The organism is Mesorhizobium ciceri biovar biserrulae WSM1271 (assembly GCF_000185905.1).
In the GTDB taxonomy this organism is placed as follows: Bacteria; Pseudomonadota; Alphaproteobacteria; order Rhizobiales; family Rhizobiaceae; genus Mesorhizobium; species Mesorhizobium ciceri.
The window spans coordinates 3544106-3570075 of the sequence record NC_014923.1; the positions used below are offsets into that span (position 1 = coordinate 3544106).

Sequence of the window (25970 nt, forward strand, 5' to 3'; positions counted from 1 at the left end):
GTTGGAGCAAGCGGATTTCGGTGGCCGGCCCTTTCCTTCCGGGGATCGAACCGATAGCTACTTGGCTTGCCGGCCTGATGGCCAGCAGTTCATCTGGATGGCAGCATGGTCGCGACCGGCTCGAGCGAAGGCGAAGCAGGAACGCAATGGGCAGCGCTTGCCGGCGTCACCGCGGCACTTGCCATGTTTGGCGCCGCGCAAGGGCTGAGCTCGCCGCTGTTCACATTGCTGATGCAGAAGCAAGGCATGTCGCCGGCGCTGATCGGCCTGTCGGCGGCGATGATGCCGCTCGGGCTGATCCTGTCGGCTTCCTTCGTGCCGGCGGCGGTGCGGCTGGTCGGCGGGCGCAACCTGGCGGTCGGCTGCTCGCTGATCGGCGCGCTCTGCTTCCTGGGCATCGGCTATCTGCAGGACTGGGTGGCGTGGTTCGTCATCCGCTTCATCATCGGCGTGGTCATCAATCCGCTTTATATCCTTGGCGAGGTGTGGGCGCTGTCGCTGGCACCGCCGTCGCGGCGCGGCCGGGTGATGGGCGTGTTCAACACGCTGATGGGCGCCGGTTATGCCGCCGGACCATTCGCGCTGACCCTGCTCGGTACGTCGGGCTGGGCGCCTTTCATGGTCGGCGTCGCCGGCTTCGCGCTCTGCGCGGTGATCCTGCACGCCGTCTCGTCAAAGCTCACCGGCTTCGAGGATGACGGCCAGCCTGCCAGCGGCCTTGTCGGGTTTGCCAAAATGGCGCCGGCGCTGCTGCTTGCCGTGCTTGTCTCGGCGGCGGTCCAGCAGAGCACCTATGCGCTGGTCCCGGTCTTCGGCGCCAGCTATGGCCTGGCGGAAGCCGTTCTGGCCTCGCTGGTGATGGCGCTTTCCCTCGGCAACATCCTGCTGCAGATACCACTCGGCCTTCTGGCGGAGCGTTTTGGCGGCCGCGCCATGATCATCGTCTGCGCACTGGCAACAACCGTTTGCGCGCTTTTGCTGTCTCTGCTGATCACAACGCCGTTGATCTGGGTGGTGCTGCTGGTGATGGGCGCGGTCGGTTACGGTGTCTACACCATGGCATTGGTCGAACTCGGCAGCCGGTTCAAGGGCTCTGTGCTGGTCGCCGGCAACGCTGCCTTTGCGCTGATGTGGGGCGTTGGTGGCATCGTCGGCCCACCCGGTGCGGGCCTGCTCATGCAAGGCATCGGCCCACTTGGGCTGCCGGTGGTTATTGCCGCTCTCGACGCGGTGCTGGTGATGTTCGCGCTGTACCGCTCATCCATGCGCCGAGCTTCCTGATAAGCCCAACCTCCTGACAGGCCCAGCCTCCTGACAGGCACTGTCTGGAGCAAGCAGTTTTCGCCCGCCAGGGGCTTACCTCTGCGCAACTCAATCGCTAATCCTGCAGCCCGACAGCGGTGCGTACATGAATTTGGTTGAATCGAACAAGGACGAGACGATGCAATGGGCGGCGATCACCGGTGTGATCGCGACCGTCTCGGTGTTTGCCATCGCGCAAGGGTTGTCCTATCCGCTGCTGAGTTTCATCCTGCAGCGCCAGGGCGTTTCGCCAGCGATGATCGGCTTGTCGGCGGCCATGACGCCGATTGGCTTCATTCTGTCATCGCCGTTGATCCCGGCGCTGGCCCGCCGATTCGGGGCAGGGCGCACCGCGCTCACCTGTGCGGCCCTTTCGGCTGTCGTGCTGGCGCTGATCGGCTGGACGCAAAATGTCTATTTGTGGTTTCCCCTGCGCTTCCTGATCGGCGTCGTGACCAATCCGCTCTATGTGCTGAGCGAGATCTGGGTGATCGCGCTGGCACCGCCGGCCCGACGCGGCCGCGTCATGGGTGTCTATTCGACGATCATCTCGGCCGGTTTCGCGACCGGGCCACTATGCCTGCTTGCAGTTGGCACTGAGGGCTGGCCGCCCTTCCTCGTCGGCATTTTCGCCTTCGTGCTGTGTGGCATTTGCCTGGCCTCGGTGCTGCCGCGTTTGCCCAAGGTCGACGAGGCCGGGCACCAGGTTTCCGTCCTGGGTTTCGTGCCGCTGGCGTGGCTGCTTTTGTTCGCCGTCATAGTCGCCGCCGGCTTCGAACAGGGTGCGCTGGCGTTGCTGCCGGTCTATGGCACCCATCACGGCATCACCGAAATCCGCATGTCGGCGCTGCTGTCGGTGATGATCGCCGGCAACATCGCCATGCAGGTGCCGCTCGGCCTTTTGGCGGAAAGGCTTTCCGCGCGCCTGGTGCGGCTTGCCTGCGTCGCGATCACGGTGCTCGGCTGCGTCCTGCTTCCGCTTCTCATCGAGTCGCCGCTGATCTGGCCAATGATCTTTGTCTGGGGCGCGGTTTCCTACGGCATCTACACGATGTCGATCATCGAGCTCGGCGAACGCTTCACCGGCTCCGCACTGGTCGCCGGCAATGCGGCCTTCTCCTTGATGTGGGGCGTCGGCGGCATCGCCGTGCCGCCGCTGGCGGGGGGCGCCATGGATGTTATGGGCGCCGGCGGACTGCCGATCACGCTTGGGCTGCTGTGCCTGGCGCTGGCCATTGCGAGCCTCGCTGGTCGGCGGAAAGCCTCAATTGTGCGCTGAACATGGTGAATATCGACGGCCTGTCGGCGTTGGCTTTTTCAAAGCAACGCGTTTATCGGAGACCTCATGACCAAGCCTGCTACCCAGACGCCGAATTCTGCCCCCACGACCGACGATCCCTTTCTCTGGCTGGAGGACAGGACAGCTAAGCAGTCATTGGACTGGGTACATCGCCAGAACGAGATCACGGTTGGCGAATTGCAGGGCGATCCATCCTATCAGGCGTCGTTCCGGACCGCGCTCGACCTGATGACGGCCGAGGACAACATCGCTGTCGGCGCGGCAAAAGCCGGCCATGTCTACAATTTCTGGCAGGACAAGACCAATGTGCTCGGCCTCTGGCGCCGCACGACCGTCGCTTCCTACAAGACCGAGAAGCCCGACTGGGAAACGATCATCGACTTCGACCAGCTTGCGGCGAAGGAGGGGATAAAATGGGTTTTTGGCGGCGCAAGCCGACTCTATCCGGACTTCAACCGTTGCCTGGTGAGTATGTCGCCGGATGGCGGCGACGCCAGCGAGATGCGCGAATTCGACATCGCGACCAAGTCGTTTGTCGAGGGTGGGTTTCGTGCCCCCGCTTCCAAGTCGGGTTTCAGCTGGCTGGATAAGGACACCGTGATTGTTTCGGCCGCTTTCGACGAGGCCGACAAGACCGAGTCCGGCTATCCGCGAGTCATAAAGCTGTGGAAGCGCGATACCAAGCTGGAAGACGCGACGCCGATCTTCGAGGCGCAGAAAGAGGATCTCGCCGTTGGTGCCGCTGTCGAGTACGACGGTGACAGACGCTATCTGGTCCTGGCTCGAACGCTGAATTTCTTCGCTTCGCACATCTTCCTTCGGCTGCCTTCCGGCGAAAACAAACAGCTGCCGCTACCGGACGACATGACCGATACGGCAATATTCAGGGATCAGCTCGTGTTCGGCGTGCGCAGTGCATGGACGGCGCCCGGCGGCACGGTTTGCAAGCCCGACGGCCTCTATTCGCTGGACCTGGCTCGCTGGGTCGAGACCGGCGCGATCGGGCCTGTCGAAACCTTGTTCGAGCCGGCCTATCGCGTTTCCATAGCCGGCATTGCCCGCACGCGGGACCGGCTGTTCATCAGCCTGATGGACAATGTGCGCGGCAAAGTCGTCGTCTGCGAGCGCATGGATGGCAACTGGTCGCTGAAACCGGTGGCGCTGCCCGAAAATGGCAATGTCGGCATCAGTCATGCCGAGCAGTTCGGCTCGAGTGTCTCCTTCTCCTTCACCGATTTCCTGACCCCGAGTTCGATCATCTGGTCCGACGACAATGGCGAGACGCTCGCCACCGTGAAGTCGCAGCCGGCGCGTTTCGATGCCTCGCCGCTGATCTCGGAACAGTTCGAGGCGCGCTCCAAGGACGGCACGATGATCCCCTATTTCGTCGTCAGGCGGCGCGACCAGAAAGGTCCGGTGCCGACGCTGCTTTACGGCTATGGCGGCTTCGAAGTGCCGCTGCTGCCCGGCTATGCCGGCGTGCGTGGTAAGCTGTGGCTGGAGAAAGGCAATGCCTATGTGCAGGCATGCATCCGTGGCGGCGGCGAGTTCGGCCCAGCCTGGCATCAGGCGGCGCTCAAGGGCAATCGTCAGAACGGATTCGACGATTTCGCAGCGGTCGCGCAGGACGTCGTCAAGCGCGGCATCGCGACAGCAAGCTCGCTCGGCATCCAGGGTGGTTCGAATGGCGGCTTGCTGACCGGCGTTTCCTTGACGCAGCATCCCGAGCTTTTCGGCGCCGTCATCATCGAGGTGCCGCTGCTCGACATGCTGCGTTACGCCGAATTGCCGCCTGGAGCCTCGTGGATGGCCGAATATGGCGATCCGTCGAAACCCGAAGACGCGAAGTGGCTTTCAGCCTACTCGCCCTACCAGCATGTCGACGCCGCTGCCGCCTATCCGCCTGTGCTGCTGACCACATCGACCGCTGACGATCGGGTCCATCCCGGCCATGCGCGCAAGATGGCCGCCCGCCTGCAGGAAGCCGGCCATGCGAGGACGCTGTTCTTCGAGGAGACCGAGGGCGGCCATGGCGGGCGTGGCGACCGCCGGCCGCAGGCGGCGCAGACGGCGATGAAATATGTCTTCCTGCAAAGGGCGCTGACAGCCAAGGCCTAGAGTCATTCAGTTATGGGCCAAGCAAAGGGTGGTTCTCCTCGAGCAGCCTTTGCTCTAAGGTGGCTTCCATGGCTCTCGTCAGGACGTTGATTGACGCATTTGAGGCTCGCGCATTGCGGGTCGCGGTGACGCCGTCACCGCGCACGCTGCGCGCCGAGCTTTTGCGGCTGTGCGCCCGCATCGGCTATTCGCCACCTCTCTTCCTCTGAAGCATTCGCCCCGGCTTGGCCGGATAGAATCCAGAGGGAAGATCAGACATGACCTATCAGAATTATTCGCTGAAGCAGCTTCAGCAGATCGACGCCGCGCATCATCTGCATCCGTTCACCGACCACAAGGAAATGCGCGGGGCCGGGTCGCGCATCATCACCCATGCCAACGGCCCTTTCATCTACGATTCCGAGGGGGCTGAAATCCTCGACGGCATGGCCGGGCTGTGGTGCGTCAACATCGGCTATGGCCGTGACGAGCTGGCCGAGGCCGCCTATGCCCAGATGAAGGAACTGCCTTACTACAACTCCTTCTTCAAATGCTCGACGCCGACGCCAGTGCTGCTGTCCAAGAAGCTGGCGGAGATCGCGCCGAAGCACGTCAACCAGGTATTCTACGGCTCTTCCGGGTCGGAAGCCAACGACACCGCGCTGCGCCTCGTGCGCCACTATTGGGTGCTGGAGGGCAAGCCGGAGAAGAACCGCATCATCTCGCGCAAGATGGCCTATCACGGCTCGACCGTTGCCGGCACCTCGCTCGGCGGCATGGATGGTATGCACAAGCAGCTCAACGGTGCGGTGCCCAACATCGTCCATGTGATGATGCCCTATGCCTATGAGCTGGCGCTGCCTGGCGAGAGCGATCATGATTTCGGTCTGCGCGCGGCCGGGGCTGTCGAGGAGGCGATCCTCGAAGCCGGCGCCGACAAGGTTGCCGCGTTTATCGGCGAGCCGATCATGGGAGCCGGCGGCGTGAAGATACCGCCGGCGAGCTATTGGCCGGAAGTGCAGCGCATCTGCCGTAAATACGATGTCCTGCTGATGCTGGACGAAGTCATCACCGGTTATGGACGCACCGGCGAATGGTTTGCCGCACAGACACTCGGCATCGAGCCAGACACGATCACCACGGCCAAGGCGCTGACCTCGGGCTATCAGCCGCTGTCGGCATTGCTGGTTGGCGACCGCATCGCCTCGACGCTGGTCGAGAAGGGCGGAGAGTTCAACCATGGCTACACCTATTCCGGGCACCCGGTGGCCTGCGCCGTGGCGCTGAAGAACCTCGAGATCATCGAGCGCGAAGGGCTGGTCGACCGCGTCCGGAACGACACCGGCCCTTACTTCGCCAAGGCGTTGCAGGAGCGCATTGCCGGACATGATCTGGTCGGCGAGGTCCGTTCGATCGGACTGATGGGCGCGATCGAGATCGTCAAGGACAAGGCGACCAAGGAGCGGTTCCTGCCGGCTGGAAGTGCGGCGGTAACCGTGCGGGATCACGCCATCACGAATGGCATGATGCTGCGCGCCACCGGCGACACGATGATCCTGTCACCGCCGCTGATCTGGACCCGCGATACGATCGACATGGCCTGCGACCGCATCTCGAAGGCGCTGGATCTGGCGCAAGCCGATCTTCGCAAGCGGTAGAACTCGACCCCCCCCCGCTGGGCGCTCTTCGGCGGGCGCGCCCAGCCTTGAGACCATGCCGAAGCGGCGAGGGAACGAATTCCATCACAAGCGCGTAGTGTGTGGGGCAGCGGCTGATTCGGCCGCCACAAGGGGTTTGTTTCCATGAGAAAAACCGGCAAGAGCCGACGGACGCGAGAAGCGGCCAGCATCAGCGGCGACCTGATGCTGGCGCCGCTGGTGGCGATGATGCGGCTGCCGTTGATGGCCATGGATGGCGGGAGCCGCCAGCCATGGAGTACGGAGACGGCGCGTGCGGTCAACGAGAAGACCGCCGCTATGGCCGAAGGCGCGTTTGCGGCGCAAATGTCTTTCCTGCAATCGGCGTCGCGGTTCTGGCCGGAAGTCTTTTCCGGCCGCACGCCATCGCTGTTCAACGGGGTTGCGGCGGAGCGCTCGATCAGCGCCGCGCTGAAGCCGGCAAGCCGTGCCGTGAAAGCGAATTTTCGCCGGCTGTCCAACAAGACCTGACCGGGGTTGCAAAACTTTGATTTTGCGCATCGAGGAGCGCATGCGCTAGAATCAGTCCGTACGTTACCGATTGGGGACATGATGGCCGGACAACCGCTCAACCAGCCGGCTGAAATTCCAGCCGAACTCGACCGCTGGAACTGGGGCGCCTTCTTCCTCAACTGGATCTGGGGCATCGGCAACAGCACCTTCATTGCGTTGCTGGCGCTGATCCCTGTCGTCAACATCATCATGATCATCGTGCTGGGCGCACGCGGCAGCCGCTGGGCCTGGCAGAACCGCGCCTGGCGCGACCCGGAGCAGTTTCGCAAGACGCAGCGCAACTGGGCAATCGCCGGCCTTGCCGTCTGGGTGGTCGGGATTGGCGGCTGCGCGACGATGGTCGGCAGCATTCCCTACGTCCTGAAAGGCAGCGATGCCTATCTCATGACGATGGACAGGCTTCGCGCCGACGACCGCGTCAAGGCGGCGTTGGGTGATGATTTGACCGACAGTTTCTGGGTCGGCGGCCATCTCAACGTCGATGCGAATGGGGCTGGTAACGCCCAGTTCGGCATTCCGGTCCACGGCGCCAGGGGCAAGGGCACGGCCTATTCGACGGCTGTCCGGACAGCCGGCACGTGGAGCCTGCGCCTGCTGGTCGTCAGGGTCGAGGGAGCCGATGCGCCGATCGTGCTGATCAACGAAGATCATGTCCCGATCCCGAATGCTGCAATCGGAATATAGCTAGGCAAAACGCAAAAAAGCGGCCTGAACGCGGGCGCGACAGCTGACAGTTCGGCCGGCTTCGTGGCCCAACAGTCGGGTGACCACTGCAGCGTTCCAGACAAGGAAATATGCTGAAAAGCCGGATGCTGTCTGACAGTATGCGCATGCGTTCATGTGGACCGGTGGCAATTTCAGACAAGGGCACGCGCATATGGTGAGTTCCTTTCGTGCGGTCGTGGTCGGTGGCGGCTGTGTGGGCGCCGGCATTCTCTACGGCCTGGCAAAGCGCGGCTGGACCGATGTGGCATTGCTGGAGCGAACACAGCTTACGGCCGGCTCGACATGGCATGCCGCGGGGCTCATCCCCTCTTACGCGCGCAGCCGCAATGTCGGCCGCATGATCGCCAGATCGATCGCGATCTATGAAGGCCTGGAGGCGGAGACGGGCCAGAACGTCGGCTGGCACAAATGCGGGCAACTGCGCATTGCCAACACGCGCGACAGGCTGGACGAGTACAGAAGCTACATGGACGTTGCCGAGGTCCAGGGAGTGCGGGCCCGGATCGTATCGCCCGCGGAGGCGCGAGAGATCTGGCCGCTGCTCGACAACAACACCATGCTAGGTGCCCTCTACCATCCCGATGACGGCCACATTGCACCCGCCGATGTCACCCAGGCCATGGCCAAGGGTGCACGCGACCTCGGCGCGAAGATCCATCTTGATACCGAGGTCGTGGGTTTCGAGCGGATGCCGAGCGGCGGGTGGAGGGTCAAGACCTCACGCGGCGACATCGTCTGTGAACATGTCATCCTTGCAACAGGCAATTACGCACGCCAGACAGGCGCCATGCTGGGCCTGGACATTCCCGCGATTCCGATCCTGCACCAGTATTGGATCACCGAGGCGGTTCCCGAAATCGTGGAACGCAAACGGCTTGGTCTTCCGGAGATGCCGATCCTCAGGGACGAGGGTTACGAGGGCTATCTGCGCGAAGAGGGAGACGGGCTGATGTTCGGTCCCTATGAGCGCACCGAGCAGCTCAAGCTGTTCGCCGAAAACGGCGTCCCGGAATGGTTCGGCGCCGATCTGCTCGATGAAGATTTCGATGCCGTTTCCTGGAACTGGGAGCGCGCCACCGAACTGGTTCCCGCGCTCGGGCGCGCCGGCATCAAGCGCAATGTGCGAGGACCTTTCCAGATGACGGCCGATGAACTGCCGCTGATGGGGCAGGCGTGGGGCCTGGAGAATGTCTGGCTCGCCGAAGGGGTGCCGGGGGGCATCCTTTGGGGTGGTGCGATTGGCTACTACCTCTCCGAACGGATCGTGGAGGGTGGCAACAGCATCGACACGGCGGAGCTGGATCCCCGCAGATTCGGCCTATATGCCAACAAGAACTGGACCCGGGCCAAGGTCCGGGAAGCCTGGGGCACCCACGCCGTACAGCACTATCCGGGCCAGGACATGCCGGCGGCGCGACCGCAGAAAACGGCCCCGTCCTATGACCGCCTAAGTCAGCTTGGCGCGGTATGGGATGTGTTGAACGGCTGGGAGATGCCGAGCTGGTTTGCGCCCGCGGGTGTCGAGGCGCGCAATGTCTACAGCTGGCGCTGGACCCCCAAGGGGAACCACGTCGCCGCAGAGGTCCAGGCTGTCCGCCAGGCCTCCGGTCTGGTCGAGATGACACCAATGACCAAGTTCGAGGTCGGCGGGCCGGGCGCCGAGGGCTGGCTCGACGGAATCCTGGCCAACAGACTGCCGCGTCCCGGTCGTGTCGCTCTTGCCCATCACCTGACGCCGACCGGCGGCGTGCAGGCCGAGTATGTGGTGGCGCGGCTGCAGAGCGACCTGTTCTATCTCATATCGACGCCGCGCGCCGAACGCTGGAACCTTGACGATCTCGGCCGGCTGTTGCCGAAGGACGGCAGCGTGCATCTGCGCAACGTCACGGAGGATCGCGGCAGCTTCACGGTGGTTGGGCCGAAGGCGCGCGACATACTGCAGCCGCTGACGGAGATCGACCTCTCCAACGAGGCCTTCCCATGGTTCAGCGTACAGTCCGGCACCGTCGGCATGGCCAGCGACGTACGGCTGCTGCGTGTCAACTATTCGGGTGAGCTGGGATGGGAACTCTATCATCCACTCTGCTACCAGCGGCATTTGCTGGATGCGCTTCTGGCATCGGGAGAGGCACACGGGCTGAGGCTGGTCGGACTTCAAGCGCTGGAATCGCTTCGTCTCGATAAATCCTACCGGGCCATGTACCGCGATATGAACCCCGAATTGTCCGCCTTGGAAAGCGGCCTCGAGCGCTTCATCAGCCTCGACAAGAGGGACTTCATCGGCCGGGCGGCACTGGTCGCGAAACAGCAGCAGGTTACACGCCGGATCGCCACACTGTCGATCGACACGGACGGTGCGAGCGCATTCGCCTTCGAGGGCGTTTACCGCGAAGGCGAGCTCGTCGGCCACATCACCTCGGCGGGCTACTCCTACACTTTTGGTCACGACATCGCACTTGCGCTGCTGCCCCTGGAACTTGTGTCGCCCGGTACCGAGCTCGAGGTTTCGATCCTCGGCGAGCGCCGCGCGGCAAAGGTGATCGCCGACTCGCCCTATGATCCGGAAGGCGCCCGCGGGCGCATGTGAGGTATCCCGGAGTACAGTTTACGGTTCTTCGATGTCTCAACCGTGCTGCAGGGTAAAACGCAAAAACCGCGCTCCATCGGGAACGCGGTTTTGCCAGATACGCATGGCGCTTCGCTACGCAAACACTTTGCGAAACTTATGGCACTTGTCGAAACTTACGGGCTCCGGTACGCGAGACCTGATCCGGAGCGCCGGACGGATGAGATGTCCGCCTCACAGTCCGTTTTATAGGGACATCGTTACCGCGGAGTTATCGAGAGCTTAAGCAAATCTAAATTTTCATTTTTTCCACCGAAGGAAACCGGAAAAATCCGCCAAATCCGTGGGTTACGCCGGATTACCCCGGAGAAAATTAATTATGCCGGAGAAATCGACGCCGCCATGTCCCTGGGCGTTGAACAAGGCATAAAGCTGAGCCGCTTCGGCACCAAGCGGCGTTACAGCACCCGCACCTTGGGCGGCTTCCTGGGACAATTTCAGGTCTTTCAGCATCAAGGCGGCTGCAAATCCTGGGTTGTAGTCCCTGTTTGCGGGCGAAGTCGGCACCGGGCCGGGCACCGGGCAGTAGGTGGTCAAGGACCAGCACTGGCCGGAGGAGGTCGAGGCGACGTCGAACAGCGCCTGATGCGACAGGCCGAGTTTCTCGGCCAGAACGAAGGCTTCGGCGACACCGATCATCGAAATGCCGAGGATCATGTTGTTGCAGATCTTTGCTGCCTGGCCGGCGCCGTCGCCGCCGCAATGGACGATGCGGCCGGCCATCGGCTTCAGGATCGGCTCGGCGGCAGCGAAGGCATCATCGGAGCCTCCCGCCATGAAGGTCAGCGTGCCGGCTGCGGCACCCCCGGTGCCGCCCGAGACCGGTGCATCGATCGACGACAGCCCGTGCTTCCTGGCGACGGCATGGGCTTTGCGGGCTGACTCGACGTCGATGGTCGAGGAATCGATAAAGAGTGCGCCTTGCCTGGCCTTGGGCGCGATGTCTTCGTAGACGGAGAGGACATGCTTGCCTGCAGGCAGCATGGTGATCACCACGTCGGCATCCTTCACCGCGGCCAAGGCATTCGCCATAATCGTCACGCCATGTTCCTTGGCGACGGTGAGGTTTTCCGGAACGAGGTCGAAACCGTTCACCGCATGCCCGGCCTTGACCAGATTGGCGGCCATTGGATTGCCCATATTGCCGAGGCCGATGAAGGCGATCGTCGTCATTGTCTGTCTCCCAGAGTTGCTGGCTTCAACGGCCAATCAGCGCGCGAGCTATGATGACGCGCATGATCTCGTTGGTGCCTTCGAGGATCTGGTGCACGCGCAGGTCCCGCACCAGTTTCTCGATGCCGTAGTCGTGCAGGTAGCCGTAGCCGCCGAGCAGCTGCAGTGCGTCATTGGCGACATTGAAGCCGGTGTCGGTGACGAAGCGCTTGGCCATCGCCGACCATTTGCCGGCATCCGGCGCCTTGCGGTCGAGCTTCGAGGCGGCGGCATAAAGGAAGATACGCGCCGCCTGCAGCTCGGTCTCCATGTCGGCCAGCCTGAATTGCAGCGCCTGGAACTGATTGATCTTCGAGCCGAAAGCCTTGCGCTCGGCGGTGTAGGACAGCGCCTTGTCGAGCGCCGACTGCGCGCCGCCCAGCGAACAGGCGGCGATGTTCAGCCGGCCGCCGTCGAGCCCGGCCATGGCGATGCCGAAGCCAGCGCCTTCGTCGGACAGAAGGTTCTCCGCCGGCACCTTGCAATCCTCGAAGATGACCTGGCGGGTCGACTGCATGTGCCAGCCCATCTTGTGCTCGTTTGCCCCAAAGGAGAGGCCCGGCGCATCTCTGGGCACGACGATGGTGGAAATGCCTTTCGGCCCGTCCGCGCCGGTGCGCACCATGACGGCATAGACATCGCTGTCGCCGGCGCCGGAGATGAACTGTTTGGTGCCGTTGAGCACATAGTCGCCGCCGCTTTTCACCGCACGGGTCTTGAGCGCCGCGGCATCGGAGCCGGAGCCTGGCTCGGTCAGGCAGTAGCTGGCCAGCCATTCCATCGAAGTGAGCTTCGGCAGGAAGCGCTGGCGCTGTTCGTCATTGCCGAAACGGTCGATCATCGAGGCCACCATGTTGTGGATCGAGATGAAGGACGAAAAGGCCGGATCGGCGTGCGACAGCGCCTCAAAGATCAGCACAGCGTCGAGCCGGCCAAGTGCCGAGCCACCGACATCGTCCCTGATATAGATGCCGCCGAGCCCGAGCGGGCCGGTCTCGCGGATCACGTCGGCCGGGAAATGCTTGTTGCGGTCCCAATCGAGCGCATTCGGTGCGACACGGTCGGCGGCGAAGGCCTGCGCCATCTCCTGGATGGCGCGCTGCTCCTCGTTGAGTTCGAATTGGCTGGTGCTCGCATCGACCGCGGCGTCCATGGCGTGCTCCCTGTGTGCTGGCCAGCTAGCTCGCTGGCCTGTTGTTTTTGGCTTTGCGCGCGCACCAATCTAGACCAATGATGCCGCCGCGCAACCCGATCCCCTGCGGAGCGGCTGTGCATCAATGCATGTCCGGAGCAAGATGTGACGACAAAATTCGATGAACTGCTGGGCCGGTTCCACGCATACCTTGCGACCGTGGATCATGTCCTGATGCGCGATGCCGTGGCCCGGATCGGCTGGGACATGCCGGCCCGCACGCTAGAGCCGCGTCCGCTTGCCTGCCTGCGCCATCTCGATCGCGCCGCCGAACTGGCGCCTCCGGATGCCAAGCCGCTGGTGCAACTGCTTGCCGGACGTCGGAATGATTTCCGCTGGGGGCAGACTTATGGCGAGGCGGATTTCGGGAAAGAGTTCATCGAGAATTACGGCTGGCTGGAAGTGTTCGGCACACGTGGCCACTTTGCCAATGACGCGGCCGCCGCCGGCCTGCTGATTCTTGGACCAGATATCGTCTATCCCGACCACCATCACGTCGCCGAGGAAATCTACATTCCGCTGACCGGCGGCACCGAATGGCGCATGGGCGAGAGCGGCTTTTGCATGCGTACGGCCGGCGAGGTCGTTCATCACGCTTCCAACGTCAATCACGCCATGCGCACGGGCAAAGACCCGTTGCTGGCGCTGTACATCTGGCGCGGCGGGCCGTTGGCGCAGAAATCCGATATCACCGGAACCGTGGCGCAGGGCAGGGACTGATGGCCAAAGCGATCATGCTGCAAGGCACGGGTTCCGACGTGGGCAAGACGGTGCTGGTCGCCGGCCTCTGCCGCGCGGCAAAAAAGCGTGGGCTGAAGGTGCGGCCGTTCAAGCCGCAGAACATGTCGAACAATGCCGCCGTCGCCGAAATTCCAGGTGACAACAATGCCGGCGGCGGTGAGATCGGCCGCGCGCAATGGCTGCAGGCGATCGCTTGCGGTGTCGCACCATCGGTCCACATGAACCCGGTGCTGCTGAAGCCGCAGACCGATGTCGGCGCGCAGGTCATCGTGCAGGGCAAAATGTTCGGGGAAGCGCGGGCGCGCGACTACCAGGCGATGAAGGGCCGGCTGATGGACGCCGTGCTGGAGTCCTGGGGCAAGGTCGGCGAGGGCGCCGATCTGGTCATCGTCGAGGGCGCCGGCTCGCCGGCCGAGATCAACCTGCGCAGCCGCGACATCGCCAATATGGGCTTTGCCACGCGCGCCGATGTGCCCGTGGTGCTGGTCGGCGACATCGATCGCGGCGGCGTCATCGCTTCGGTGGCCGGCACGCATCTGATCCTGCCGGAAGAGGACCGGCGCATGATCGCCGGCTATCTCATCAACAAGTTCCGCGGCGACGTTTCGCTGTTTGACGACGGCCTGAAGTCGATCGAGACATTCACGGGCTGGCGCTGTTTCGGTGTCGTTCCGTGGCTGAAGGCGGCGGCACGCTTGCCTTCGGAAGATTCGGTGGTGCTGGAGCGGCTGGCGTCCGGCGAAGCGCGCGCGTTGAAGGTGGCGGTGCCGATGCTTGGCCGCATCGCCAATTTCGACGATCTCGACCCGCTCAAGGCTGAGCCGCAGGTCGAGGTGGTGTTCGTGCCGCCGGGAAAGCCGCTGCCCGCCGATGCCGGTCTGGTGGTCATTCCAGGCTCGAAGTCGACAATCGGCGATCTCTTGAAATTCCGCGAGAACGGTTGGGATCGCGACCTTCTTGCGCATCGCAAGCGCGGCGGCCATGTCGTCGGTATCTGCGGCGGCTTCCAGATGCTCGGCCGTATGGTGCGCGATCCCGACGGCATCGAAGGCAGCGTCACCGAAGCCGAAGGGCTCGGCCTGCTCGACATCGAAACGGTGATGGAGCCGGAAAAGACGGTGCGCAACGTCAGCGCCCGTTCGGTGCCGTTCGACCTGCCGCTCGAAGGCTATGAAATCCATCTCGGCCGCACCACCGGGCCGGATACGCTGAGGCCGTCTGCAGTCATCAATGGCATCGATGACGGGGCAGTGTCGGCCGATGGCAAGGTGATCGGCACCTATATGCACGGTCTGTTTGGCGCCGACGGCTTTCGCGGAAGATTCCTCGAAAGCCTCGGCATCAAGGGCGGCGGCATCGATTACCGAGCCGAGGTCGAGCGGGCGCTGGACGAGGTCGCAGCCGAGCTGGAGACCCATCTCGACTGCGACGCGATCTTTGCACTGGCGCAGTAATTCGCGGTTGGCTCAGCCCTTGTCGCTTGCCTTCGGCCAGTAGGTGCCGAAGGACCAGACGTTGCCTTCCGGGTCGCGGCAGATGAACTCGCGGCTGCCATAGTCGCGGTTGGTCAATTCCTGGATGATCGTGGCGCCAGCCTTCCTGGCCTTGGCATAGGCGGCATCGGCATCATCGACGGCGATGTAGATCGACTTGCCGCCGCCTGAGCCGGGTTCGCCGACCATCTTGCCGTAGTCGTCGTCGCGCACGGTGCCCAGCATGATCATCGAGGAGCCGAAGACCAGTTCGGCATGGTGCACGACGTCGCCTTCGCCATAGCGGGCCCGGACGCTGAAGCCGAAGGCTTCGCCCAGCCAGTCGATCATCTTTGCCGCGTTCCTGTAGCGCAAGGCGGGGTAGAGGCGGGGCGCTTCGGTGGTGGCGGTCATGTCGATCTCCTTCAGTGGGGTTGGTCGATGCCCCACTGTGGGTAAAGGCCACTCCAGCGTCTTGAAGAAATGTTACCTGGCCGAGATTCCGGTTGGTGTCTCGCCGGCGAGGTCGCGGAATTCGCGCACCAGATGCGCCTGGTCGGCATAGCCGCAATCGGCTGCGATATCGGCCCAGTCGACGGCCTGCTGCCTCGACAGGCCGAGCGCGCGGTTGAAGCGGACGATGCGCGACAGTGTCTTGGGGCCCATGCCGATGGCGTTGGAAAAACTGCCGGCGAGATGTTTGCGGCTCCAGCCCAGCCTTTCGGCGATCGATGCAACGCGGGTCCGGCCGCCGGATGTGATGATGCGGTCATAGGCCCAGGCGATTTCAAGTGGCGTCTCGGCGGCATTCTCGAGACGGGCGGTGACGAAGGCTTCGGCCATGTCGAAACGCGTCGTCCAATCCGGCGCATTGCCCAGCCGTTCACGCAGCGCCAAGCCCTGAGCGCCAAGCACGTCGTCGAGGACGACCATGCTGTCTGTCAGTTCGCTCATCGGCAGGCGGAAGAAACGGCGTGCGCCAAGCGGCGTGAAGTTGACCTGGACGCAGCAGGCGCCGCCGAAGGATTCGATCACCACCGGTCCGGCAAAGAGGCCGGCGGCGAAACTGGCGAAGCGGTCATTGTCGCCGGGCGCCTTGCCGAGGCCGATGGCGAAGGGTTCGGCGAAGCTGATGACCAGCGGTACGGTGAGCGACGCATATTCGACGTTGCGCATATGGCCGGGCGCCATTTCGCGATAGCCGCAAATGTCCGACACAATGCCCTGAAGTCGAGGATCGGGCAGGCGCCGGCGCATCTCAAACCGCCCGGCGACGGACCGGTCCTGCTCTTGCTGGGGTTGCATCTTGACTGGCATCGGCCATCCTCGCGCCAGTCAAATCTAACAGACCCAGGGCCGGAATCAAAAGCGCCCGGCTTTTGGCCGGGCGCTCCTCGTCCCCACTTCAAGGGAAATGGTCAGGCGCCGCGCATCAAGCAGCCGCCGGCAAGCACGATGAAAGCAATAAGCACGATCCACACCGATGCGAGTGGAATGAATGAGAGAACGCCAAGCGCGGCGAGAACGCCGATGATGGCGATAACAACGGAGATGATAAAAACGATCTGGGTAGGTGCGCTAAGATTCATGTCTGCCTCTCCAACATGATTCGAACAGCGGCATCCTATCAGGGCGCGGGATCACACACCAATCAAGGCCCGCAGCGGGTTCGCCGGGTCAGCCAGCAACTTCACAGCAAGCGCCAGGCATACGATCACCAGCAGCGGCTTGATCAGTCTTGCGCCGATGCGCATGGCCAGGCTGGCGCCGACGCGAGCGCCGAGGAACTGGGCGACGCCCATCATCAGACCGATCTTCCAGTAGACGACGCCGAAGGCCGCGAAGACGATGAAGCCGCCGATGTTGGAGGCGAAGTTGAGCAATTTGGTATGCGCCGTCGCCTTGAGCACGCCGTAGCCGGCAAGTGCCACGAAGGCCAGCATGTAAAAGGAGCCGGCGCCTGGCCCGAACAGGCCATCGTAGAAGCCGATGGCGGGCACCAAGGTCAATCCAAACAGGAACGGCGACAGGCGCTCGGCGCGGTCGACATCGTTCATGTTGGGCTTGAACGCGAAGTAGAGCGCGATGGCGATCAGCACGATGGGCAGGGCAGCCCGCAATATGTCACCCGGCACGATCGTCGCCAGCAAGGCGCCGATGGCGCTGCCGACAAGGGCCAGAAGCGCCGACGGCAATTGCCGGCGCAGGTCGACATGACCCTTCGACGCGTAGTGGATGGTCGCCGAGCCCGAGCCGAACATGCCTTGCAGTTTGTTGGTGGCGAGCGCCTGGACCGGCGTGAAGCCGGCAAGCAGCAGCGCCGGCACTGTGATCAGCCCGCCGCCGCCGGCGATCGAATCGACAAAGCCCGCGGCAAAAGCGGCGAAAGCGAGCATGGCGACGGTCTGGATGCTAAGGTCGATCATCTGATGTATGGGGGTGTCCGGCTGGCTGAAATATCGGGCGTTCGACCACGGCCGCCCTGTTTGCGCAAGATCGATTCCGCGCTACCTCTATCCCAGCGCATCGCGCCTGGATTGTGTTTGTGTAGTTAACCCGGAAAGAGGCTCCTGATGGCATTCGCATTGCTGGACCAGATACGTCAGATATTCGACGGCGACCCCGGCGTGCGCAAGGTGGCGGACGATCCGGTCCTATCGGCGGAACTGCTGATGCTGTTTCGCATGATCCTGGCCGACGGGTCGGTCAGCGAGAGCGAAATGGTTGCCTTCCGGCGCATCTGCAAGGATGCCTTCGGCATTCCGGAAAGCAGCATCGACAGCGTCATCGAATATCTCAACGAGTTCGGCTACGAGACCAATGGCTCGCAGGCGATTGCACTGTTCCGCGATCTCGACGTCGAGCGGCGCCGGCAATTGGCCAAACATATGGCAGAGATCGCCAAGGCGGATTCGCAACTGGCCGAGAGCGAGATCCGCCTGCTGCGCCGCACGCTCGACCTGCTCGATATCAGTCCGGTCGATGTGGTCAAGACGCAGGAGTGATCGGGCCGCCTTCTCTCCTGATCAGCCTTGCTCCCGCAGCCGCTCCGCGATCGCCCGGTGCAAGTCAGGGGCGGCGGTGACAAGCGCCTTGGCAGCCTCGGACTGCGGGTGGTCGAGCACTTCGCTCGTCTTGCCGCGCTCGACGATCTTGCCGTCATGCATGACCAGCACCTCGTCCGTGATGGCGCGGGCCACGGTCAGGTCGTGGGTGATGAAGAGGTAGGCGATGCCGAGCTTCTGGTTGAGCTCTGCGAACAGATCAAGGATCTGGGCGCGGATCGAGACATCGAGCGCCGAGACCGGCTCGTCGGCAACGACCAGCTTGGGGCGGGTGATGATGGCGCGGGCGATCGACAGGCGCTGGCGCTGGCCGCCGGAAAATTCATGGGGGTATTTGTCCATGTCGCTGATGCCGAGGCCGACTTCGTGCAGGGCATGCGCCACCATCTCGCGGCACTCGGCGCGCGTCGGCTTTTTCTCCAGCACATGCAGGGGTTCGGCAACCAGCTTTTTCACCTTCTGGCGCGGGTCGAAGGAGCCATAGGGATCTTGAAAAACGACCTGCATATCGCGTCGCGCCGGCTTCAGCTCGGCTTCGCTCTTGCCGGTTATGGTCCCGCCGCGGAACCGGATCGAGCCCGATGTCGGCCGATCCAGCGCCAGGATCATGCGGGCGAGCGTCGACTTGCCGCAGCCGGAGCGACCAACCAGTGCCACTGACTGACTCGGCGCCATCGACAGCGAGACGTCGTCGACGGCGCGGATACCAGGCGCGCGCTTGAACAGCGAAGTGCGCCGGCCGGGATAGTCGCGGGTCACGCCCTCGACCTGAAGCAAAGGGCGGCCCGTCTCGATGCCATGCGGCCTGGCGCGCGCCGGCACATGCATCGAGGCCTGCGCCAACTGGCGCGTGTAGGGGTGGAGCTGTTCGGATAGCGTGCGTGCGGTGTCGCCGGCTTCCATCACCTCGCCGCGGCGCAGGATGGTGATGCGGTCAGCCATCTCGGTCACCACGGCGAGGTCATGCGAGATCAGGAGCAGGCCCATGCGGCTCTCCGCGACGAGGTCGCGCAAAAGGTCGAGGATTTGTGCCTGCAGCACCACGTCGAGCGCCGTCGTCGGTTCGTCGGCGATCAGCAGCTTCGGCTTCAGCGCGCAGGCGATGGCGATGACGACGCGCTGGCGCTGGCCGCCCGACAGTTCGTGCGGATAGCGCGACAGCGGGAATTTCGCTTCGGGCAAGCCGACACGGTCGAGCATTTTTCGCGCCCGGTCTTCGGCCTCGGCGCGGCTGGCCCTGGTGTGCCAGCGTATGCCTTCGGCAACCTGTTCGCCGATGGTCTTGACCGGATTGAGCGCCGTCATCGGCTCCTGGAACACCATGCCGATGTCGTCGCCGCGCAGCGCGCACATCTGGTCCTCGGTTGCTGCCAGGATGTCGATGCCGTCGAATGTGACACGTCCGCTGGCGCGCGCGGCATGGGGCAGAAGCTGCATCACCGTCAGCGCTGTCATCGATTTGCCGGAACCGGATTCGCCGACCAGCCCCATCACCTCACCGGGCGCGACGGAAAGCTCCACACCCTTGAGGATCTGCGTGTCGCCGATGGTCAGCGACAGGTTCTCGATGTCGAGCAGGCTCATCGCTGCCGCCGCGATTTCGGATCGAGGATGTCGGCGATGCCGTCGCCCAGGAGGTTCAGCCCCAGCACGGCGACAACGATCGCCATGCCCGGAAAGATCGCCATCCATGGCGCCACCACCATGCGGGTCTGCGCGTCGAACAGCATGCGGCCCCAGCTCGGCATTGGCGGTTGCGCACCCAGGCCCAGATAGGAAAGCCCGGCCTCGGCCAGGATGCCCAGCGCGAACTGGATGGTGCCTTGCACCAGAAGCAGCGTGGCGATGTTGGGCAGCACATGTTCGATTGTGATCTGCGTGCTGCTCTTGCCGGCGGCGCGTGCGGCGAGAATGAACTCGCGCGGCCAGATCGCCAGCGCGCCGGCCCGGGCGACGCGCGCAAAGACCGGGATGTTGAAGATGCCGATGGCGATGATGGCGTTGACGGCGCCCGGCCCGAAGATGGCGGTGATCATGATCGCCGACAGCAAAGCCGGGAAGGCGAAGACGAGGTCGTTCAGCCGCATCAGCGCCTCGTCGACGAGGCCGCCGCGTGCCGCGGCAAAGGCGCCGAGCGGCACGCCGACCCCCATGCCGATGCCGACCGCGACCAGTGCCACGGCAATCGAATTGCGGGCGCCGACCATGACCATCGACAGGATGTCGCGGCCGAAATGGTCGGTGCCGAACCAGTGCGCCAGCGAGGGCGCTTGCGTCTTATCCGATATCACCAGTTTCGTGACGTCATAGGGCGTCCAGGCATAGGAGACGACAGCCATTGCCAGGATCAGCAGGGTGATGACGAAACCGGCAACGAAGGCGGTATTCCCGAACGCCTTGCTCAGGATGCTGCCGAACGTCTCTTCTGATATGTCGATGTGCAGTGTCATTGCCGGCTTCTCAGGCGCGGATCGACGACCGCATAGGAAAGGTCGACCAGCAGATTGACGGCGATGACGGCGGCGACCAGCAGCATGACGACGCTTTCGACGACGATCAGGTCGCGCTGGGTGATGGCCTGGAACACCAGCCGGCCGAGGCCGGGCAGATAGAAAACATTCTCGATGATGATGGTGCCGGCAAGCAGGAAGGCGAACTGCAGGCCCAGAATGGTCAGCACCGGAATCATGGCGTTGCGCAACGCGTGCCGCCACAGCACAGCTCGGTAGGGCAGACCCTTGGCGCGGGCGGTACGGATATAGTCCTCGTTCAGCACCTCGATCAGCGCCGAGCGGGTGACGCGCGCCAGAATCGCGGCTTGCGGCAAGGCAAGCGCCAACGCCGGCAGCAGAAGCGACTTCAAGGCTGGCCAGACGCCGGCACTCCAGCCGGGAAAGCCGCCAGCAGGAACCAGCCGCAGCCAGACGGCGAAGACATAGATCAGCATCAGCGCGAACCAGAAATTGGGCACGGCGACGCCAAGCTGTGCGGCGCCCATGGAAATCGTATCACCGGCCCGTCCACGCCGGCTGGCGGAAAACAGGCCGACGGGAATCGCGATGAGGGTGGAGAGCGCAAGCGCAATCAGCGCCAGCGGCAGCGAGACGGCCAGCCGCTCGCGCACCAGATCGATGACCGGCACCGAATAGGTGTAGGAGCGGCCGAAATCGAGGCTGAGCAGGCCGCCCGTCCAGTGCAGATAGCGCCAAGCCAGCGGCGCGTTGAGGCCCATCTGGTTGCGCAGCAACTCGACCTGGTCGGCACTGGCATTCATGCCCAGCATTAGCCGCGCCGGATCGCCGGGCAGGATCTCCAGGACGGCGAACACCACCATGGAAGCCAGCACCAGCGTGGCGATGGCGATGGCGAGGCGTTTTAGGAGGTAGGCGGTCATGGAAGGTGAGGGATCACTCGCTCCACTTCACCTTGGTCAAATCATTGGCCTGGATCGGGGCGTTTTCCCACAGCCCTTGCAGGTTGGCGTCCCAGACGCCGATCTTCGGCAATTCATAGAGGAAGCCGACCACCGCATCGTCGGCCAGGATCTTCTGCGCTTGCCCCAGCAATTCCTTGCGCTTGGCTTCGTCGGAGGTGACGCCGAGATCGGCAATCACCTTGTCGAAGGCCGGGTTGTCGTAGTTGAAGTAATAATCCTTGCGCGAATAGATATCGATGTCGTTGGGCTCGGTGTGGGAGACGATCGTCAGGTCGTAATCCTTCTTGGTGAACACCTGGTCCAGCCACTGTGCCCATTCGACCGGAATGATTTCCAGATCGATGCCAACGTCGCGAAGCTGCGAGGCGATGATTTCGCCACCGAGACGGGCATAGGTGGGCGGCGGCAGTTTCAGCGTCGCCTTGAAGCCGTTCTCGAGGCCTGCCTCTTTCAGCAATTCCTTGGCCTTGGCGACATCATGCGGGTAGCGGCCGGTGAGGTCGACATAGTCCTTGTTGGCCGGCGACATATGCGAGCCGATCGGCTGGCCGAGGCCGGCCGAGGCGCCGTCGATGATGGCCTTGCGGTCGAGCGCGTAAGAGATCGCCTGCCTCACCTGCAGCTTGTCGAAAGGCGGCTTCTTGTTGTTGATCGACAGGATGGTCTCACCCTCGGTCGCGCCGATCACCACCTTGAAGCGCGGGTCGTCCTTGACCTGGGCGACGCTGTCGGCATCGAAGAACGGGAAAGCCTGGATGTCGCCCGAGAGCAGCGCCGGCACATAGGCCGCGGCATCCGGCACGATGCGAAACTCGGCCTTGTCGAGCGACGCCGGCGTGCCCCAGTAATTGTCCGATTTGACCAGCGTGATCGACGATCCCTTGGCCCAGCTCTGGAACTTGAACGGGCCGGTGCCAATCGGTTTTTCCTTGTTGGTGTCGGCAGATTCCGGCGCCACGATCACCGCGTCGCCCCAGCCCATATTGTAGAGGAACGAGCCCTGCGGGTTCTTCAGCGTGACCTTGACGGTTGCCGGGTCGACCACGTCGACCGTGTCGATGGCGGCGAACAGCACCTTTTGCGCGTTGACCGAATTGTCGGCGCGGGCACGATCGAGCGAGAATTTCACGTCGGCGGCATCGAAGTCGGTGCCGTCATGGAATTTCACGCCGGTGTGCAGCTTGAAGGTGTAGACCTTGCCGTCATCGGAAATGGTCCAGCTTTCGGCCAGATCCGGCAGCACCTCGCCATTCGGCCCGATGCGCGTCAGGCCTTCGAACACATTGGCATAGAGAACCTCGTCGATCGCTGCGGCGGCACCGGCGGTCGGATCGAGATGCGGGGGTTCGAGCGGAATGCCGATGACCAGGTCGGTTCGCGCGGCGAACGCAGAGGTGCCGGCGGCCAGCGACAGCACCGCGGCCGCCAGAATGGTTATCCACAATTTCATCGTGCAACTCCCCATGCGTTCAGACACGTGCTCGAACCCGAGTGATAGAAGCGTGATTTCGCCACGGAGTAAATTGCGTTTCGTTCTGCCCCTTGGCGTGGCCGGGAATGTTTTTATCCTGGCGACCGCATCGGCAGTCGAAGCTTGTCGCGGTGCGCACCTTATCCCGTGGCTGTGCCGCGCAGCAGCACGTTGAGCCCTATCGCCATCACCTTGGCCGATTCCACCATGTCCGATATGCCGACCCATTCGTCCGGCCGGTGGGCGAGGTCGAGAATGCCAGGCCCATAAGCGATGCAATCATAGATATGGCCGATGCGAGCTATATGCTTCTGGTCATAGGTGCCGGGCGAAATGACATAATCGGGTTCGCGGTCGAAGATCGCCATGATGCCTTGCGCAACCGCCTTGACCACCGGCGCGTCGCGCTCGGTCATCAGCGGCAGCACTTCCATCAGGTCGCGGATTTCATAGTCGAATTTTGTCCGCTCGCGTTTCAACCGGTCGAGAATGCCGGTCACTTCACCTTTGACGGTGTCGAGATCTTCCTCGAGCAGGAAACGGCGGTCGATGGTCATCCGGCAGGAGTCGGGCACGTTGGGCGACGGCAGGCCGGGCCGGAAATCCTCGGTCTGGCCGCCATGGATCGAATTGATGTTCATGGTCGAGCGTTTTGCTCCTTCGGGCACGACCGGCATGCGCGTCATCTTGCGGTCGAGCGCGGGAAACAGTTCGTCCTCGAAGGCCCGCAGCACGGCGCCCATGTGGCGCACCGCATTGTCGCCGAGAAACGGCATCGAGCCGTGCGCGATCTCCCCCTTGGTCTCGATCTCCGCCCACCAGACGCCACGATGGCCGAGGCAGATGCGGTCCTTGTTCAGCGGCTCGGGAATGATGACATGGTCGACCCTGGGTTTTGAGAAATAGCCGAGCCTGGCCAGATGCGCGACGCCGCCGAAGCCGCCGGATTCCTCGTCGACGGTGCCGGATATTTCGATGGCGCCGGGAAAATCAGGGAAGACTTCCAGGAAGGCCTCGGCTGCGATGATAGAGGCGGCAAGACCGCCCTTCATGTCGCAGGCGCCGCGGCCATAGACCCTGCCGTCCTTGACGATGCCGGCGAAGGGATCGACGGTCCAGCCATCGCCGGCTTCGACCACGTCGACATGCGAGTTGAAGTGGACGCAGGCGCCTGATGATCTCCCGTCGAAACGGGCAACGACATTGACGCGCGGGTAGCGGTCGGTGTCGCCGGGCGTGCCTTCGGCGCGGATGAACTCGGTCTCGAAACCGCTCTTCTTCAGCCGCGCGCCGAGATATTCGGCGCATGGCCGGTAGGCCTCGCCGGGTGGATTGATGGTCGGAAAACGGATCAGCTCGGCGGTCAGCGCGACGACGTCGTCGCGCCTGTCATCGATTGCCTGGAGGAGTCGCTGGTTCATGCGCAGAGTTGAGCAGCGATCCCAGCGATTTTGCAAGCCCGCCGGCGATCAAGCCGGTGCGGCGTGTCGTTGCGGCAACTATTGCGGGAAATCGTTCAAATTCGCTGCTTTGGATTGGCGAATTGGTCAAGGTGTGTGTGTTAGCCCGTGCATCTGCCATTAAAAAGATGAAAAACAATCAGGCAGGCAGGTTAGGGGCAATCAAAGGGGTTTGATCGCATGAAAAAGACAGTTCTCATGGCAACCATGTTTGTTGCAATGCTGTTCGGTGCTTCGGGGCAGGGCTGGGCAGCCAGCCTCGTTGCAAATATAGACGTGTCGTCGCAGACGATGACCGTCAGATATGGCGCGTCGGTTTACCGGTGGAGTGTCTCCACCGCCCGCACCGGCTACTTCACGCCGCGCGGCACCTATCGGCCGCAGCGCACGGCCAGGATGTGGTATTCGCGCAAATACCATATGTCGCCGATGCCCTATTCGGTGTTCTTCCATGGCGGCTATGCCATCCATGGAACCGGCGCCGTCAGGCAGCTCGGCCGCCCGGCGTCGCATGGCTGCGTGAGGCTGCACACGGCCAATGCCGCCACGTTCTATTCGATGGTGCGGGAAGTGGGTTTCGGCAACACGCGCATTGTCGTCACCAACTAAGGCGGTTCAGGTTCGCTGTTGTCTGCTGGCGCTGGGCTAACCCCACGCCAGCAGCTCTGCCTAAGCGTTTGGGACCGCCTTTGCCTGCGGTCGCTTTCGACGCCCGCCGCTGATCTCCCACCTTTTGTGGAACCACATCCACTGGCCGGGATCTTCTCGCACCCAGCGCTCGACGACGTCGTTGAGACGCTGGGTGGTGGCACGGACATCGACGCTGCCGTCAGCGGTGCGCGGCAAGGTTAACTTGTTCTCGATTTCGAGCCGGAAGCGGTTGCCTGGCAGCCTGACGCAGCGCGCCGGATAGACGTCGCAATCGTAGTGGCGGGCAAGGGTGGCCAGCACGCGATTGCTCTGGCAGGGACGGCCGAAGAATGTCGTCTCCAGTCCATTGGAGAATTTCTGGTCGACAAGGATGCCGATGTTGCCGCCGTTCTCCAGAACCCCGGCCAGGGCGAATGACGCGCCCGCCATGGATGGCAGCAACGAGCCCATGGTCGAGCGGCGCGTCGAGAGGATGTAGTCGGCGAGATAGGGATTGTTAGGCGGGCGAAACAGCGCAGTGATGTTCATGCCGAAAGTCGCGGCCGCCACCGGCAGCAATTCGAAATTACCGAGATGACCGGTGAAGACGATGTGCGGCTTCTCTTCGCTGGCTATTTCGACGAAGTGGTCAGCTCCCTTGACCTCGACGCGGCCGGGCTCGCTGGCCGCGGGGTCGTAGTCGAAGAGGGCGTCGAGAAAGATGTATTCCGCGGCCAAGCGAGCCATGTTGCCCCACATGTCGGAGGCGATCGCCTGGATCTCGGCTTCGCTCTTTTCCGGATAGGCCTTGCGCAGATTGTCGACGGCGACCTGATGGCGTCCAACCCGGGGGCCGACCAGGCGAGCGACGCGGTCGGCGAAATTCAGCGCACTGTCGGCCGGCAGCAGGCGCAGGACCCAGATGATCATCATCGCTGCCCGCGCCACCAGCCAGTAATTGAGCTGGCGCAGTTGCCTGCCGTAACGAAATTTGAGGTCCCGGCGGAACTTCTTGAATACAGAGGTCAAG

The 25970-nt window shown here is 63.2% G+C and carries 25 protein-coding genes; 13 read left to right on the forward strand and 12 right to left on the reverse strand.

Going from position 1 to position 25970, the window contains the following annotated elements; all coding sequences use genetic code 11:
• Nucleotides 1-105: 105 nt before the first annotated feature.
• The 8 genes from MESCI_RS17085 to MESCI_RS17120 all read left to right on the forward strand — a co-directional run bounded on the left by MESCI_RS17085 (nucleotide 106) and on the right by MESCI_RS17120 (nucleotide 10222).
• Entirely contained in the window at nucleotides 106-1281 is a 1176-nt protein-coding gene (locus MESCI_RS17085) for an MFS transporter (RefSeq protein WP_013531198.1), read from the forward strand.
• Between the two features lie 127 nt (nucleotides 1282-1408).
• A complete protein-coding gene (locus MESCI_RS17090; protein WP_013531199.1) occupies nucleotides 1409-2581 on the forward strand; it encodes an MFS transporter in 1173 nt (390 codons plus the stop codon).
• Nucleotides 2582-2647: 66 nt separating this feature from the next.
• Nucleotides 2648-4720: a prolyl oligopeptidase family serine peptidase gene (locus MESCI_RS17095; RefSeq protein ID WP_013531200.1), complete on the forward strand. Its 2073-nt coding sequence runs from the start codon at nucleotides 2648-2650 to the stop codon at nucleotides 4718-4720.
• 68 nt (nucleotides 4721-4788) lie between these two features.
• Nucleotides 4789-4929, forward strand: a complete 141-nt coding sequence (locus MESCI_RS17100; RefSeq protein WP_013531201.1) for a phage capsid protein — start codon at nucleotides 4789-4791, stop codon at nucleotides 4927-4929.
• A gap of 48 nt (nucleotides 4930-4977) precedes the next feature.
• Nucleotides 4978-6357: an aspartate aminotransferase family protein gene (locus tag MESCI_RS17105; RefSeq protein WP_013531202.1), complete on the forward strand. Its 1380-nt coding sequence runs from the start codon at nucleotides 4978-4980 to the stop codon at nucleotides 6355-6357.
• A 144-nt stretch (nucleotides 6358-6501) separates the two neighbouring features.
• Nucleotides 6502-6867, forward strand: coding sequence for a hypothetical protein (locus MESCI_RS17110; protein ID WP_013531203.1), 366 nt, complete (start codon nucleotides 6502-6504; stop codon nucleotides 6865-6867).
• A gap of 81 nt (nucleotides 6868-6948) precedes the next feature.
• Nucleotides 6949-7593 (forward strand): cytochrome c oxidase assembly factor Coa1 family protein, encoded by a 645-nt coding sequence (locus tag MESCI_RS17115; RefSeq protein ID WP_013531204.1) that lies wholly within the window; start codon nucleotides 6949-6951, stop codon nucleotides 7591-7593.
• A gap of 193 nt (nucleotides 7594-7786) precedes the next feature.
• A complete protein-coding gene (locus tag MESCI_RS17120) occupies nucleotides 7787-10222 on the forward strand; it encodes a GcvT family protein (protein WP_013531205.1) in 2436 nt (811 codons plus the stop codon).
• A 327-nt stretch (nucleotides 10223-10549) separates the two neighbouring features.
• Here MESCI_RS17120 and mmsB read toward each other — a convergent pair whose 3' ends face one another.
• Together mmsB and MESCI_RS17130 are read right to left on the reverse strand one after the other, a co-directional pair.
• Entirely contained in the window at nucleotides 10550-11434 is an 885-nt protein-coding gene (mmsB, locus tag MESCI_RS17125; protein ID WP_013531206.1) for a 3-hydroxyisobutyrate dehydrogenase, read from the reverse strand.
• 25 nt (nucleotides 11435-11459) lie between these two features.
• Complete coding sequence (locus MESCI_RS17130; protein WP_013531207.1) at nucleotides 11460-12626, reverse strand: isobutyryl-CoA dehydrogenase; 1167 nt, start codon at nucleotides 12624-12626, stop codon at nucleotides 11460-11462.
• A gap of 144 nt (nucleotides 12627-12770) precedes the next feature.
• On the opposite strand from MESCI_RS17130, the gene MESCI_RS17135 reads away from it, so the two are divergent.
• Together MESCI_RS17135 and MESCI_RS17140 are read left to right on the forward strand one after the other, a co-directional pair.
• Entirely contained in the window at nucleotides 12771-13385 is a 615-nt protein-coding gene (locus tag MESCI_RS17135) for a dimethylsulfonioproprionate lyase family protein (RefSeq protein ID WP_013531208.1), read from the forward strand.
• On the forward strand, nucleotides 13385-14860 hold the full coding sequence (locus MESCI_RS17140) for a cobyric acid synthase (protein ID WP_013531209.1): 1476 nt from the start codon (nucleotides 13385-13387) through the stop codon (nucleotides 14858-14860). The genes MESCI_RS17135 and MESCI_RS17140 overlap by 1 nt, the downstream gene beginning before the upstream one ends.
• A gap of 12 nt (nucleotides 14861-14872) precedes the next feature.
• Here the strand turns inward: MESCI_RS17140 and MESCI_RS17145 are convergent, their stop codons facing one another.
• The 4 genes from MESCI_RS17145 to MESCI_RS17160 form a co-directional block, all read right to left on the reverse strand.
• The gene (locus tag MESCI_RS17145; protein WP_013531210.1) at nucleotides 14873-15292 is read right to left on the reverse strand and encodes a VOC family protein; all 420 of its coding nucleotides are present in this window, start codon (nucleotides 15290-15292) and stop codon (nucleotides 14873-14875) included.
• Nucleotides 15293-15364: 72 nt separating this feature from the next.
• On the reverse strand, nucleotides 15365-16195 hold the full coding sequence (locus tag MESCI_RS17150) for a helix-turn-helix domain-containing protein (protein ID WP_013531211.1): 831 nt from the start codon (nucleotides 16193-16195) through the stop codon (nucleotides 15365-15367).
• A gap of 101 nt (nucleotides 16196-16296) precedes the next feature.
• Entirely contained in the window at nucleotides 16297-16467 is a 171-nt protein-coding gene (locus MESCI_RS17155) for a hypothetical protein (RefSeq protein WP_013531212.1), read from the reverse strand.
• Between the two features lie 51 nt (nucleotides 16468-16518).
• Nucleotides 16519-17304, reverse strand: a complete 786-nt coding sequence (locus MESCI_RS17160) for a TSUP family transporter (protein WP_013531213.1) — start codon at nucleotides 17302-17304, stop codon at nucleotides 16519-16521.
• A 147-nt stretch (nucleotides 17305-17451) separates the two neighbouring features.
• Here MESCI_RS17160 and MESCI_RS17165 point away from each other — a divergent pair, with 147 nt between their 5' ends.
• Complete coding sequence (locus MESCI_RS17165; protein ID WP_013531214.1) at nucleotides 17452-17883, forward strand: TerB family tellurite resistance protein; 432 nt, start codon at nucleotides 17452-17454, stop codon at nucleotides 17881-17883.
• Nucleotides 17884-17904: 21 nt separating this feature from the next.
• Here the strand turns inward: MESCI_RS17165 and MESCI_RS17170 are convergent, their stop codons facing one another.
• The 5 genes from MESCI_RS17170 to MESCI_RS17190 form a co-directional block, all read right to left on the reverse strand.
• Nucleotides 17905-19527, reverse strand: a complete 1623-nt coding sequence (locus tag MESCI_RS17170; protein ID WP_013531215.1) for an ABC transporter ATP-binding protein — start codon at nucleotides 19525-19527, stop codon at nucleotides 17905-17907.
• Complete coding sequence (locus MESCI_RS17175; protein ID WP_013531216.1) at nucleotides 19524-20393, reverse strand: ABC transporter permease; 870 nt, start codon at nucleotides 20391-20393, stop codon at nucleotides 19524-19526. The genes MESCI_RS17170 and MESCI_RS17175 overlap by 4 nt, the downstream gene beginning before the upstream one ends.
• Nucleotides 20390-21337 (reverse strand): ABC transporter permease, encoded by a 948-nt coding sequence (locus MESCI_RS17180; RefSeq protein WP_013531217.1) that lies wholly within the window; start codon nucleotides 21335-21337, stop codon nucleotides 20390-20392. Before MESCI_RS17180 ends, MESCI_RS17175 begins: the two co-directional genes overlap by 4 nt.
• A 13-nt stretch (nucleotides 21338-21350) precedes the next feature.
• Nucleotides 21351-22829 carry an ABC transporter substrate-binding protein gene (locus MESCI_RS17185; protein ID WP_013531218.1) on the reverse strand — a complete coding sequence of 493 codons (1479 nt, stop codon included), beginning with the start codon at nucleotides 22827-22829 and terminating at the stop codon, nucleotides 21351-21353.
• Nucleotides 22830-22990: 161 nt separating this feature from the next.
• Nucleotides 22991-24271, reverse strand: coding sequence for an acetylornithine deacetylase/succinyl-diaminopimelate desuccinylase family protein (locus MESCI_RS17190; RefSeq protein WP_013531219.1), 1281 nt, complete (start codon nucleotides 24269-24271; stop codon nucleotides 22991-22993).
• An 8-nt stretch (nucleotides 24272-24279) separates the two neighbouring features.
• On the opposite strand from MESCI_RS17190, the gene MESCI_RS17195 reads away from it, so the two are divergent.
• Nucleotides 24280-24486: a hypothetical protein gene (locus MESCI_RS17195; RefSeq protein WP_127384794.1), complete on the forward strand. Its 207-nt coding sequence runs from the start codon at nucleotides 24280-24282 to the stop codon at nucleotides 24484-24486.
• Nucleotides 24487-24490: 4 nt separating this feature from the next.
• Nucleotides 24491-24919 carry a L,D-transpeptidase gene (locus MESCI_RS17200; protein ID WP_013531220.1) on the forward strand — a complete coding sequence of 143 codons (429 nt, stop codon included), beginning with the start codon at nucleotides 24491-24493 and terminating at the stop codon, nucleotides 24917-24919.
• A gap of 60 nt (nucleotides 24920-24979) precedes the next feature.
• Here the strand turns inward: MESCI_RS17200 and MESCI_RS17205 are convergent, their stop codons facing one another.
• Nucleotides 24980-25969, reverse strand: coding sequence for a lipid A biosynthesis lauroyl acyltransferase (locus tag MESCI_RS17205; protein ID WP_013531221.1), 990 nt, complete (start codon nucleotides 25967-25969; stop codon nucleotides 24980-24982).
• Nucleotide 25970: the final 1 nt, after the last annotated feature.